This is a genomic window from Paenibacillus sp. JJ-223, from assembly GCF_927798175.1.
In the GTDB taxonomy this organism is placed as follows: Bacteria; Bacillota; Bacilli; order Paenibacillales; family Paenibacillaceae; genus Paenibacillus; species Paenibacillus hubeiensis.
This window is the reverse complement of record NZ_CAKMMP010000007.1, coordinates 236,749-249,409: the sequence shown is the minus strand read 5'-3', so window position 1 is coordinate 249,409 and position 12,661 is coordinate 236,749. Positions and strand designations below refer to the sequence as shown.

At 52.0% G+C, this 12,661-nt stretch carries 15 protein-coding genes; 13 read left to right on the top strand and 2 right to left on the bottom strand.

Annotated features, from left to right (window positions below; translation table 11 throughout):
* The first annotated feature begins 43 nt into the window (after window positions 1-43).
* Entirely contained in the window at window positions 44-517 is a 474-nt protein-coding gene (locus tag L6H98_RS14930) for an NUDIX domain-containing protein (protein WP_236416208.1), read from the top strand.
* Between the two features lie 115 nt (window positions 518-632).
* Here L6H98_RS14930 and L6H98_RS14925 read toward each other — a convergent pair whose 3' ends face one another.
* The gene (locus tag L6H98_RS14925; RefSeq protein ID WP_236416207.1) at window positions 633-1,610 is read right to left on the bottom strand and encodes a cation diffusion facilitator family transporter; all 978 of its coding nucleotides are present in this window, start codon (window positions 1,608-1,610) and stop codon (window positions 633-635) included.
* Window positions 1,611-1,808: 198 nt separating this feature from the next.
* On the opposite strand from L6H98_RS14925, the gene L6H98_RS14920 reads away from it, so the two are divergent.
* From L6H98_RS14920 to L6H98_RS14880, 9 genes are all read left to right on the top strand, one after another.
* On the top strand, window positions 1,809-2,384 hold the full coding sequence (locus L6H98_RS14920; protein WP_236416205.1) for a phosphoglycerate mutase family protein: 576 nt from the start codon (window positions 1,809-1,811) through the stop codon (window positions 2,382-2,384).
* A 65-nt stretch (window positions 2,385-2,449) separates the two neighbouring features.
* On the top strand, window positions 2,450-2,899 hold the full coding sequence (locus tag L6H98_RS14915) for a hypothetical protein (RefSeq protein ID WP_236416204.1): 450 nt from the start codon (window positions 2,450-2,452) through the stop codon (window positions 2,897-2,899).
* A 106-nt stretch (window positions 2,900-3,005) separates the two neighbouring features.
* Complete coding sequence (locus tag L6H98_RS14910) at window positions 3,006-3,683, top strand: response regulator transcription factor (protein WP_236416345.1); 678 nt, start codon at window positions 3,006-3,008, stop codon at window positions 3,681-3,683.
* Window positions 3,680-5,074 (top strand): HAMP domain-containing sensor histidine kinase, encoded by a 1,395-nt coding sequence (locus L6H98_RS14905; protein WP_236416203.1) that lies wholly within the window; start codon window positions 3,680-3,682, stop codon window positions 5,072-5,074. The genes L6H98_RS14910 and L6H98_RS14905 overlap by 4 nt, the downstream gene beginning before the upstream one ends.
* 144 nt (window positions 5,075-5,218) lie before the next feature.
* Window positions 5,219-6,343 (top strand): ABC transporter permease, encoded by a 1,125-nt coding sequence (locus L6H98_RS14900; RefSeq protein WP_236416202.1) that lies wholly within the window; start codon window positions 5,219-5,221, stop codon window positions 6,341-6,343.
* On the top strand, window positions 6,340-7,017 hold the full coding sequence (locus L6H98_RS14895) for an ABC transporter ATP-binding protein (RefSeq protein WP_236416201.1): 678 nt from the start codon (window positions 6,340-6,342) through the stop codon (window positions 7,015-7,017). The genes L6H98_RS14900 and L6H98_RS14895 overlap by 4 nt, the downstream gene beginning before the upstream one ends.
* A gap of 275 nt (window positions 7,018-7,292) precedes the next feature.
* Complete coding sequence (locus tag L6H98_RS14890) at window positions 7,293-7,979, top strand: SUMF1/EgtB/PvdO family nonheme iron enzyme (RefSeq protein ID WP_236416200.1); 687 nt, start codon at window positions 7,293-7,295, stop codon at window positions 7,977-7,979.
* Between the two features lie 39 nt (window positions 7,980-8,018).
* Window positions 8,019-8,630, top strand: a complete 612-nt coding sequence (locus tag L6H98_RS14885) for a histidine phosphatase family protein (RefSeq protein WP_236416199.1) — start codon at window positions 8,019-8,021, stop codon at window positions 8,628-8,630.
* 53 nt (window positions 8,631-8,683) lie between these two features.
* A complete protein-coding gene (locus tag L6H98_RS14880; RefSeq protein ID WP_236416198.1) occupies window positions 8,684-8,986 on the top strand; it encodes an RNA polymerase alpha subunit C-terminal domain-containing protein in 303 nt (100 codons plus the stop codon).
* On the opposite strand, the gene L6H98_RS14875 is transcribed toward L6H98_RS14880, so the two are convergent.
* Window positions 8,983-9,921, bottom strand: a complete 939-nt coding sequence (locus tag L6H98_RS14875) for a hypothetical protein (protein WP_236416196.1) — start codon at window positions 9,919-9,921, stop codon at window positions 8,983-8,985. The genes L6H98_RS14880 and L6H98_RS14875 overlap by 4 nt on opposite strands.
* A 235-nt stretch (window positions 9,922-10,156) precedes the next feature.
* On the opposite strand from L6H98_RS14875, the gene L6H98_RS14870 reads away from it, so the two are divergent.
* From L6H98_RS14870 to L6H98_RS14860, 3 genes are all read left to right on the top strand, one after another.
* On the top strand, window positions 10,157-10,738 hold the full coding sequence (locus L6H98_RS14870) for a GNAT family protein (RefSeq protein WP_236416193.1): 582 nt from the start codon (window positions 10,157-10,159) through the stop codon (window positions 10,736-10,738).
* A gap of 129 nt (window positions 10,739-10,867) precedes the next feature.
* Window positions 10,868-11,344, top strand: coding sequence for a YfbM family protein (locus L6H98_RS14865; RefSeq protein ID WP_236416192.1), 477 nt, complete (start codon window positions 10,868-10,870; stop codon window positions 11,342-11,344).
* 178 nt (window positions 11,345-11,522) lie between these two features.
* Window positions 11,523-12,482, top strand: a complete 960-nt coding sequence (locus L6H98_RS14860) for a radical SAM protein (protein ID WP_236416189.1) — start codon at window positions 11,523-11,525, stop codon at window positions 12,480-12,482.
* Window positions 12,483-12,661 lie beyond the last annotated feature (179 nt).

Sequence of the window (12,661 nt, the reverse complement as noted above, 5' to 3'; positions counted from 1 at the left end):
GCAGGCGGCAGACGGGTAGAGCGAGTATAGGAGGTGTCCTCTTATGGGCATGTCGGATTATTATAAAAACTTGAGAGAAAAGGTCAGCAACCAGCTGATTTTTATGCCAGGCGTGGCCGGAGTGATCCGTAATGAACATGGTGAAATGTTGTTTGGCAGGAAGCATCATGAAGAGAAGTGGGGCTTGATCGCGGGAGCGATCGAGCTGGGAGAAACGCCGGCGGAAGCCATGATTCGGGAAGCATTCGAAGAAACAGGTTTAACGATTCATCCGGAACGGATCATTGGCGTATATGGCGGAGAAACCTACCGATTTACGTATGCGAACGGGCATCAGGTTGAATATATCACGATTGTGTTTGAGTGTACGATTCGCGAGGGTGAGCTGCAGCGGGAAAACGAAGAGATGAAGCAGCTTCAATTTTTTCCGGAAGACCGCATTCCGCCTATAGCCATAAATTATCCTAGTTCTATTTTTAGCTCCAGCCATCGAGAGAGGGCGGATTTCGATTTATAGCGAACGGTAAGATCGCAACGTTGCCACCTAGCCACCAAAATAAAAATGAGGGCCGCTCCTTCGATCAGGAGACGACCCTCGTCTTATTTTCCGCGATGCCAGGCTTGTCGTTCACTCAGTGATGATGATGCGCATGCGCATCCGGCGCATCGGCTTTGACGGTGCATAACACGGAGGTGTCATGCAGATGTTTCTCGGACTCCACTTGCAGGGTGACGTGTTTGATTTCTTTATGCTCCAGCATATGTTCGATCTTCTGCACAAGCACCTCGGCTTCGTAAATGCTCAGCGTTCCGTCTACCACCACATGGGCGGTCAGTGCATTCAGGTTGCTCGTGATGGACCAAACGTGTACGTCATGCACGCCTTTTACGCCGTCGACTTGTTGGATCGTCTCTACCAGATCGCCCACGTCCACGTTGGCAGGCGTTCCTTCCATCAGCACATTCAGCGCCGATTTGGTGACGTAAAATCCGCTGCGCAGCACCAGTGCAGCTACAATGACGCTGGCGAGCGGATCGGCCCAGCCCCAGCCGAAGAACATCATAAGCAGGGCGGCAGCGATGGCGCCGATGGAGCCCAGCATGTCGCTGATGACGTGCAGGTAGGCACCGCGCATGTTCAGGTTATGGTCCGTATCGCTTCCACGCATCATGATCCACGCAACAAGAATGTTGACGAGCAGGCCGATGACGCTGATGATCAACATGCCGAGCGTGGCGACTTCGGGCGGATGGAGGAAGCGCTCGATGGCTTCATAGAAAATGTACAAGGAAATGGCGATAAGCGTAATCCCGTTCAGAGCGGCGGCCAGTATTTCAAAGCGGCGATAGCCGAACGTTTTGCCCATATTGACGGCTTTTGCGCCAAACGTGAATGCGAGCAGCGCCACGCCAAGCGCAATGGCATCGGACAGCATGTGACCCGCATCGGAGATCAGGGCCAGGCTGTTGGTCATAAAACCGCCGATGGCCTCGACGATCATATAACCCGTAATGATGATGAAAGAGAATAAAAGCACTTTTTTGTTGGCGTTCGCTCCATGGTGGTGATGCCCATGGTCATGCTGATGATCGTGTTGCTGTGCGGACATTGAAATCCTCTCCTTTGTAATGCATTGTTTCGGTTATGATTGTGATTGAGTGTAAATCAATGAAAACCATTTTGTATGAACATATGAGCGTTCGTTCATATGTTTTGTTATCCTTATTATAGGAGGGTTCCATACCAGTGTCAACCAAATGGGAGAACAATTATGCCGAGTATGTGGATTTTCTGGAGGCTTCCGCCGATGGACATTAGCTTTGTTAGACATGGACATGCGGAACATCTGCTGGATTACCCGCATCGGTTGAATACGACGCATCCTGGCCTTACGCCACAGGGGAAACGACAGGTGGAGCACTTGCATGCCAGATGTTTTATCCACCCTAATGATGCAATCCTTATAAGTCCGACAAAAAGAACGATTGAAACGGCATTCATTTTGGCGGGAAGCAATCATCCGGGGATGATCGTTACGCCGCTCGTCGGGCCGAGAATGCTTCCACAGCATCCGGAGTATTCGTTTTTAGCATGCGACCGCATCTATTCCCGAGAAGAAGTGAGTCTGGCTGTTCCGCAGGCCTACATTTGGGATGGGGAAATGGACTGTTGGGAAGGGGGCGAGGGCATCAACCGGATGGAGCAAAAACGTTTCGAGGCGCAAGCCTCCCGGCTGCTGGAATGGGTTCGAGAAAAGGCTGACCGGGCGTGGATCATCTCGCATGATGGCACGATTACGCATTATCGTTTGCTGTTAGGAGAACAGGGCTTGTCCAGACAGGACTTTCTTGGTGAAGCAGGGATGCATACGATAAGTATTTAGATTCATCGTTTTAAGGCCAAAGCAGCGCATCGTTTATGAATCGGTTTTCGGGAGGCTTGGTTAGCATGGAGACGGAGTATCAAGGCAGAGGCATGATTACGGATCAAAGTGAGCTGGAAGGCAGTTGTTATATTGAAATTTTACCGGGCACTTACCAAGGGAAATGCTGGAATGAAGGCTCGGTTTTCTTTACGGAAGAGACGTTTGCCTATATAGAGACGTCCATAGAACGAGAAGTACCGGCATATGACCATTATGGTTTTAATGTCATTTCCAAGCAGGAATGGGCACGCATATTAAAAAGGCTGGATGTGCTCGCTGCATTGTTGCGGGAACGTCCTTCTATGGAGGCGATTAAACAGCACGTCGATTTTTTCTATGGCGATGGCGAGGAGGAATTCCGTCAATCCTATGATGAGCATATCGCATGGCTGGCTGATTTGGTGCATGGATTTCGGACATGGCTGCGCGAACAGTTGGAGATGCATGAATACATCTCGGTGCTGGGCATTTAGCTGGCATTGCGCCGGTCATTTATGCTACCATCTGTGCAGGCTTGTTGCCGCAACGCTGAACGCTGCGGCATCGGATGAAACGGGACAAAAGGAGACGAACAACGATATGAAACAACTGCTTGTGGCGGACGATGATGCAAACATCAGGGCGTTGCTGCGGCATGTCATGACGAGAGAAGGATATAAGGTGCACGAAGCGAAGGATGGGCTCGAAGCGGTCAACCTGCTGCAAAAGGAAACCATCGATCTGGCGATCCTCGATATTATGATGCCTGGCATGGACGGACTGGAATTATGCGATTTCATCCGTCAGAACTACGATCTCCCGATCATGCTGCTTACGGCAAAGGACCAATTGGCGGACAAGCGGGAGGGATATCTGAAAGGGACGGACGAATACGTGACCAAGCCGTTCGAGCCGGAAGAGCTGGTATATCGGGTCCAGGCGCTGTTTCGGCGCTACAATCGCACCTTCAGCGATCTCATTCGCATGAATCGCATCGTTATTGACCGGAAAAACGTAGAGGTGTCGGACGGGCAATCGCTTCTTTTTTTGCCGATGAAGGAGTTTGAGCTGCTCTCGCAATTGGCGCAGTTTCCGGGCCGTTTGTTCTCCCGCGAAGAGCTGATCCGGTTGGTTTGGGGCGAGGACTATGAAGGGGATGACCGTACGGTGGACGTGCACATCAAACGGCTCAGGCAGCGATTTGCCGACTATGCGGATGATTTCGTCATTCAGACGGTACGCGGCATCGGGTACAAGATCGAGGTGAAGTCGCCGTGAGAACGCTGTACTTTCGCGTGTTTCTCATCACGATGGCGGTGATTTTCGCCGGGGCCATGCTTGGTTTTCTTCTATCCAACATATATTACCACGCCAAGCTGAAGCCTTTTAATGACGAGAAGCTGGTGGGCATCGCGGAGCAGATGAAACGGTTTGTCGAGCGGGTTCCCGAGGATATGGATGCGTATTTGCACAATGCGGCTGCACTCGGATACGAGATTTATCTAACGAACGGAGAAGGCGACGAACGGTACTATGGGCGCGAGTTCCGCGAGAAGGATCTGGACGTGCGCGCCATCGAACAGGTGCTGGGCGGACAGACGTACCATGGCGTGGCGGAATTTCCGGGCCAGCCGTTCATTTCCGGTTTCTTTGACAATACGCTCAGCAATACGGTCGGCGTGCCGCTGCACATCGGGCAGGGCAGCTACGCCATGTTCATGCGTCCCGACGTCATACTGCAGTTCGGCGAGCTGCGGATTTTTTTCGCTCTGATCGGGCTGCTCGCGGTAGCGATCTGCGTCCTGCTGTTCCTGTTCAGCACCCGGTATCTGGTTCAGCCGATCGAACGAATGTCGGAAGCGACGAAACGAATCGCGCAGGGAAACTACAATTTGAAGCTGCCTACCGCGCGCAGGGATGAGATCGGGCAGCTGGCCCGGCATTTCATGACGATGAGCGGGGAACTCGAACGGGTGGACCAGGCGCGGCAGCAGTTCGTATCCAACGTTTCGCACGAGATCCAGTCGCCGCTGACCTCCATTCAGGGGTTTGCCCAACTGCTGGCGAAGCGGGAGCTGCCTGTGGACGAACGGGAGCATTATGCCTCGGTCATTGAAGAGGAGAGCCGGCACCTGTCCCGGCTTAGCAAACAATTGCTGCTGCTGTCCTCGCTGGAGCAAAGCAGTGAAGCGATAGGCAAGGAACGAATCTCGCTGCGCGGCCATATTCGACAGGCCGTGCAAGTGCTGCAGTGGCAGTTGGAGGAAAAGGAGCTGTCACTCCGCATGTCCGTACCGGAAACGATCCAATTATACGGTGATGACGTGCTGCTGATGCAAGTGTGGATGAATCTGCTTGGCAATGCGGTGAACCATCTGCCATCCGGCAGAAGCATTCACATCCAGGCTGAACAGCGCGATGATGTTGTCGTCGTGCACATTCATGATACGGGCGATGGCATTCCTGCCGAGCACCTGCCGTTTCTGTTCGATCGGTTCTATAGGGTGGACCGGGCGCGGGAACGCTCATCCGGAAGCACGGGCCTCGGGCTGGCGATCGTGCAGAAGATCGTGCGGCTGCATGACGGTACGGTGGAGGTGTCCAGCTCGCCGGAAGGAACGGTGTTTACGGTCACGCTCCCGGGCCAGAAACAATATGGATCAGACTGACTCATTTTTGTCATGTTGGCCTGCTTTTGCGTTCTAGCATGAACCGGATACGACGTTCACCCCCGAGCGGATTGTAATGTGTTATTCATGCGCCGTTCATTTTCGCCTCCTATACTTGAGTCATCAAGAAGGAGGGAAAACAACGTGTATTTGGCTATTCGTGAAATAAGGTTTGCAAAAGGACGTTATGCGCTGATCGGGGCGATCATGGTGCTGATTTCGTTTCTGGTGCTGTTCGTTACGGGACTAGCTCAAGGGCTCGCCTACGACAATGCGGCATCGATCAAAAATATGGCAGCAACCCACTTTGTGTTGGAGCAGGATTCGAATCATCGCTTTACACGCTCCCAGGTGAATCAGGAGCAGGTCGATCAAGCGGGCTCCTTGGCGGGACAAGGCAATGCCGAATCGCTGGGCGTGAAAATGACGACGGTCAGCCCGTCAGGGGAAACGACGAAGGTTGACGTGGCGCTATTTACGGTTCACCCGAAGGGCTGGCTGGCTCCGACAGTAACGGAGGGGACTCCCATGGCTGAATTGCAGCGGGGGCAGGTCATTGTGGACCGGAAGCTGGAAGAGTCCGGCGTGAAGATCGGCACGGTGCTGGTCGATCAGGCCTCGGACAAGGAGTGGACGGTGAGCGGGTTCGTAAACGACGAATCGTTCAGCCATGCGCCGGTGGTTTATTTGACCGACGAAGATTGGCGGGAACTTCGGGGGCCGGCGCGGAATGCTGAAGGAGCGGCATCTGCGCAATCTCCCGTATACAACGCGATTGCCGTCAAGGGTGCAGACATGGATGCCGAACGTCTGGCGGCTGCCGTACCCGGCACCGAAGTAATCACGAAATCCGAAGCGATTTCGGCCATCCCCGGTTACAAAGAGGAGCAAGGTTCTCTCCTGATGATGATTGCATTTTTGTACGTGATTTCGGCCTTTGTGCTCGCCGTTTTCTTCTACGTCATCACGATCCAAAAAACGAGCCAATTCGGCATTCTGAAAGCCATCGGGACCCGGAACGGGTATCTTGCCGGAAGCGTTACGCTCCAGATATTGCTGCTTTCCGTCGGCAGTTTGGCGATCAGCGTGTTGTTGGTCCGATTGTTCGAGTCGGTTTTGCCAGCTTCGATGCCATTCCAACTCGGCGCTTCCACGCTAACCCTGACTTGCGTGCTGTTCTTGGCCATGTCGCTGGCGGGATCGCTGTTTTCGGTATGGAAGGTCACCAGAATTGACGCATTGGATGCGATTGGGAGGACGGCAGCATGAGTAATCGACTGGAAATGCATGACATAACGCATGCGTTCGAGGATGGAGGCAGCAAACGCACGATCCTGGACAAGCTGGAGCTGAAGGTAAAAGAAGGGGAATTGGTAGCGGTCATGGGTCCGTCGGGCTCCGGAAAGAGTACGTTCCTGTCCATCGCCGGTGCGCTGCTTGAACCGACGAAAGGACAAGTGCTGCTGGACGGCAAGCCGATCCAAGGCAAAGGCAAGCAGGGGATCGCCGACCTGCGGCTGCAGAAGATCGGATTTATGTTCCAAAGCGCGAATTTGATTCCGTACCTGAAGGTTGATGAGCAGTTGATGCTGATCGCAAAGCTGGCAGGAATGGATCAAGGGCAGGCGGCGAAACGAATCGACGAACTGCTCGAGAAGGTGGGGTTGTCCCACCGCCGCAGAGCGTATGCCGAAAAGTTGTCGGGCGGCGAACGCCAACGGGTTGCAATCGCTCGTGCTCTAATGAATGATCCGGCTGTGCTGCTCGCGGATGAACCGACCGCCAGCCTGGACGCCGAGCGTGGGCTCGACGTTGTGCGCATGCTGGCTGCTCAAGTGAAGGAGCAGCGCAAGAGCGCGGTCATGGTAACCCATGATGAACGCGTGCTGCCATTCGTGGACCGGGTGCTGTTCTTGAAGAACGGCAAGCTGGCTGCAGAGTAAAGGCGTTAGTTTGAACATGGTTTGAATGAATTTCAACGGTCTCATTGTAGTCATTATCATTAAAGAGTCGCTTCTCCCTTCCGAATTGGAAAGGGAAGCGGCTTTTTGTCATGCGGTGCAGCACCAGTCCAGAACCAATGCAGGATGAAACAAGTGGAGTCCATAATAAGAATAATAAGCAATGGTGAAAAATGGATGGTATAATCTTCAAAATGCGATATGAAGGGGAGAAAGGCATACCGCCAGTTATTCTTTCATTTTCAAGGGGGAATCCGATGCCAGGTTCAAATGATCGAATGCACATTCCACCTATGGTGGAGATTTCAGAGGGCGTTGTTGAATTAAGGGATGATCGAAAAAAGACGCAATGGACCGAGACGATTCTGCCCTTTGAATTAGCAGTTTATCCGGTCACGCAGGAGCTTTATGCTTCCCTTACGCGTACCGGGGAAAACGCCGCTTCATCTTCCGAGGGGCGCATTCCTGTGGTGAATGTGTCCTGGTTCGACGCCATACGTTTCTGTAATGCCATGTCGCAGCAAGCCGGACTGCCCGAATCCTATTGCATTCATGAGGATGGTCAGACGGTCAGATGGAAAAAGGAAGCGGACGGCTATCGGCTCCCCACGGAAGCTGAATGGCAATATGCGTGTAAAGCCGGAACAGCCGGTTACCGATACGGGGAATTGGATGACATCGGTTGGTATGCGCAAAATTCCAACGGCAAGCCCCAGCCCGTAGGACAGAAAGAACCCAATGCATGGGGACTTTACGACATGCTCGGCAACGTTTGGGAATGGTGCTGGGATCTTTACGATGAGGAGGTTTATGGTTCGTATCGCATTTTTCGCGGAGGAAGCTGGGCGGAAGAGGCAAGAGGCTGCGGTGCGACGTGCCGACGGCGCAGTCACCCGACATTCGGGATCGAGGATTTGGGATTTCGCCTGGCGAGGTCGAGATAACGACATGATTGCAATCATACATGATAGGAGCGTGTCATTATGAAAATCATTTTGGTCAGGCATGGGAGCGATGAGGAAGGATACCGGGGCGGATGGAGCAGCCGGGGCTTGACGAATGAAGGTATTCGGCAATCGGAGCGGCTTGCTGAACATGTACAGCGCCAGGCGAGTCAATATTGTATTCGAACGCTGCTGAGCAGCGACCTCACGCGTGCTGCCCAGACGGTCAGGGTGCTAGAACAAGGGGTGGGGTTAAAAGCCGAATTGTTGCCGGCATGGCGTGAAATGAATAACGGCTTGCTGGCAGGAATACCGCATTCGGAAGCAGAAGCCAAGTATCCCGGCGTCTATTTCAATACGCTGGAGATGGACACCCCTTTTCCCGGCGGCGAAACCCCGGCGCATTTTTACGAGAGAATTACGCGAGCATTCGATGAACTGTGCGCCAAGCTTGCAGCGCAGCAGATTCAATCCAACGTTATGCTCGTCACCCATGGTGGCGTCATTAACGCGTTATACTATCATTTATCCGGAGAACGGTGGACGAATCGGGTTCCTTTTTTTCCGGTAGAGCATACAAGTATGCATGTCATTGAACAAAGGCAGGATCAGTGGGTCGTGAGCGAGAAAAATAGTACAAGCCATTTGTGAGTATATGTTATCCCTAAACGAATAAAACGAAAGAGAAAGGGTGTTCGCGCAATATGACTCAGGAAAAAGGCGAAGCCAGAACCTGTGCCGGGGGCCACGTGTATTACAAAACAAGCGATTGCCCGACCTGTCCGGTCTGCGAGCAGGAACGGAAACCCCGGGACGGATTCCTGGCTCAGTTGTCTGCGCCAGCCCGACGGGCATTGGCAGGGGAGGGAATCACGGATTTAGACAAACTGTCCGCCCATACCGAAAAAGAAATCCTGAAGCTGCACGGCATCGGCCCCTCTTCCATGCCCAAGCTCAGACAATCGCTTGCTGAGGCCGGATTGTCCTTCAAGGAGAACACGCCTTAGTCCAGCACTGCAGCCAATTGCCCAACATCGGTCAAGTACAGCTTGCTTCCTTCGCTTAAGAGCAATTGATGCTGGCGAAAGCTTTGCCGCGCGGCCTGCAATGGTTGGGAATCTTCATTTACAAATGAAATGCGCTGCCCTTTGGTCAGACGGCCGGGCTTATCCTGTTTTTTCAAAACGAAGAAACCATGCTTGCCATACCCCGCGTCGAACAGGAAGTGGTAACCATCCGTGCAGAACCCGGAAGAGCCCGACAGGCCAGGATTGATGAACGTGGTCTGCGGGCGATGGGTGCCGCCTCTAATCAGGCCAAGCTTGAAATCCGCGTAATAGTAGAACCAAACTTCCTGTTCGTTCACGACGTTCAAGGCATAACAATCTGCGATGTCGGCTGCTTGATTTTCGAAGCGTTTGTTGCCTTGATCGTCCCAGGCAATAAGTCCTTGTGCCCCAACGGGTTCACCCCAGCCATAATTGCCGAATACCCCCTCGTCGAAGTACCCGGTCCAGATCGTGCCATCCTCCGTCACCTGAACATCTTGGATGCCGTCTCCCAGCAAAAATTCACGAACCGTAATTCCTTCGGCATCGATGACTTTGGCGTTGAGATCATGCTTGCCGTCCCCATAACGCGTGCAGCGTGCGCCAACCAGGAGCAAATGCTCACCCAGAGGCTGCAAGTAATGATAGTTGAACGTTTGTCCCCAGAGCAGCACTTCCTGAATGCAGGAATCCCCGATGATCAACGCTTTGTACGTGCGGAATTGCCGCAGCTTGGCTGGAACGAACATGCCATCTTCTCTTTCGGGGATGCGGTCGATCAGCAGCACGTAAATCCGGCCATCTCCGCCGAGTTGGGTCGATACCACTTCGTATCCCTCCGTGTACGCAGCGATGTCGTGCAGGGGATGCAGTTTTATTTTTGGGTTAGCCATAGGCCATTCTCCTCTCTTATTTCTTCCGAATCAATACCGTTCCCACAAAATGCATACATTCATTATGGCGCCGGAATTGTGCACAGAACATGGCAAAAGTATAGCGATATCAAGAAGGGGATTATGGCTGCTCATTTTTTAGTTGCCTAAAAATAACAAATCCTATAGATTAGTCTAATATCCCGAATGGAATATTTTTCATGAGATTTGTAATTCAAAATCAGGGGGCGGTTTCATGAAAACGATGGAGCAATGCTTTGATCCATTTCCGAGGCTGGAAACGGAACGTACCTGGCTTCGGCCGATTACGCATGAAGATTTGGAAGATATGTACGCATATTGCTCGATTCCCGTCGTTTCGCAGTTCACAACATGGGATGCGCATCAGAGCAGGGAAGATACTCGGGGATTTATCGATTTTATCCAAAATCAGTACGAGACGCGAAAAATGGGGCCATGGGGGATCGAGGACAAAGGATCAGGAAATCTGATTGGCAGCTGCAACTATGTCAATTGCAATCAAAGTCAGCTTACCGCCGAGCTTGGATATGTATTGTCTCCTGCATACTGGAATAAAGGCATCATGAGCGAGGTTATTCGCCGGGTGATCCGTTTTGGCTTCGAGGAGATGGGGCTTGAGCGTATTGAGGCGAAATGCATGGTGGAAAATATAGGATCAGCCAGAGTCATGGAGAAGTCAGGCATGACCTATGAAGGTACGCTCCGGAGCTATATGCAGGTGAAAGAACAGAGATTGGACTTGAAGCTCTATGCCATCATTCGTGTGGATTTTGAGTCAGGATGTAGTGACAGTTAGGGTACGGTTATGAAGGATGCATCAGGAAAAATGCCTGATACTCCAGCTCAAGCATTGACGTCTTTTTCCACGGAGATTTCGGGATTCAGGATACATCTGGGTGGATTTTATGGATAAGGAGGCCAAACCATGGGAATGATCGGACAATATGTGGCAATGCCGAACGAGTTTATCGTGAAATTAGCAGAAGGCAGTTTGCTTTTGAATGACGTGGATCTGCAGAAATACGAGGAATTGGATATTGATAAGTCTTGGGAAGGCATTCATTTTTGGTTAACCGAAGAGTTGAATGACGGCGAACCGCCGCAAGGCTATGTCGTCCCCCTGCGGGACGAGCAGTATCTCGATTTTGGGAGTTTCGGCGCGTTCTATCTATTTGTCGAGCAAGTGAAGGAAGCAGCGGTTTATCTGGAAGGGGTGACCGAAGATGAGCTGAAGGAACGTTATGACTTTCAAACGATGGTGGAAGAGCAGATCTACCCTCTTGTGGAGGGAGACGAACAACAGGAATTTTACGACTATCTGAAGGTCAACTTGGACGAAATCGGGCGTTTTTATGCCAAGAGCGTGGCAGAGGGGAAAGGTATCGTGTTTTATATTTTCTGATGGCAATAGAACCATGTCCCGTTTCCGGGAGATGGTTTTTCTTCGTTTGAACAATGGCGTTGAAAAGCTGAGGACGAGTATGCCATATGGGAAATGTCATATTCAGGCCGTACGTGAGTCCTGTATACTTTTTGGGTTATCGGCAATGCCGAATCAGGATGTACGGGAGGTCTATGGCATGACTGCAAAAAACAAGTACAAAGCGCTGGAGCTTGAAACGCCCGGCGTATACGATTTGGAAGGACTGGAGGTCGGGGTCACCTCCAACTGCAATTACAAATGCGATTATTGCTGCGCCTATAACCGGGACGACGGGCAATGCATCAGCGGGGAGGAGGTTATACGCATCATCCGTGAACTTCCTGCTTTGAAGCGTGTGCGCTTGTCCGGGGGAGAGGTGACGCTGAAGTACCAGGATTGTTTGGACATCGTATCTTACTGCGGGGCGCATGGCATTGATACGCAGCTGAACACCAACGCCAGCCTGCTGACGGAGGAACGGATTGTTGCGCTGCGCGATGCGGGGCTGTCCAACATCCATATTTCGTTCAATTATACCAATGCGGAAGAATACGCGGCTTATTACCGAGTGCATCCGCGGATGTACGAGCGATTGGAACAGAACATCCGCATGTGTGCGGAAGCCGGACTGGAAACGGTATTAGAGACCTTACTCTTCGAAGGCACTCAATCCAACATGGCCGCGATCAGCGAGAAGGTGTATGAGCTAGGCGTACGCATCCATGAAATACAGAACAGTATCGTCATGCCGCACAGCAATTGGGACAGGATTGCGACGCAGGAAGCGCTAGTTCAATCGGTGAATGAATTGATTGCGAACAAACGGGAGGATACGACGCTGTATTTCACGTGCATGGATCGCTTTGCCGAGCGGCTCGGGTTACATGAACAGCCGGGTGTATACTTCTCCAACTGCGTGGACGGCACGAAGCAGCTGCATTTGCACGGCAACGGAGACATCCTGATCTGCGAATTATGCCACCCGGTCGTCATCGGCAACATTTATAACGGTACATCGCTGAAAGACATTTATGTACAGCAACCGGAAGCGCTCACGGAGTTTTTGACCCAACGCCCTTGTCCGGCCTACGATGCACTCTTTTCAAATGAAGCATAACGATTGGAACGATGATTTCCTTCCAAGGTATATCAAAAGTAATGAAGGCAGCCTTATCCCTGAATAAAGGGAGGGCGGCCTTCTTTTTTTTGCCCTTCGGCAGAGCCGACATGTTTCAGATTCATTTAAGCAACCGGCTCTATCATGTGCTTAAGAAAGAACTTGATGAGGTGAACGTC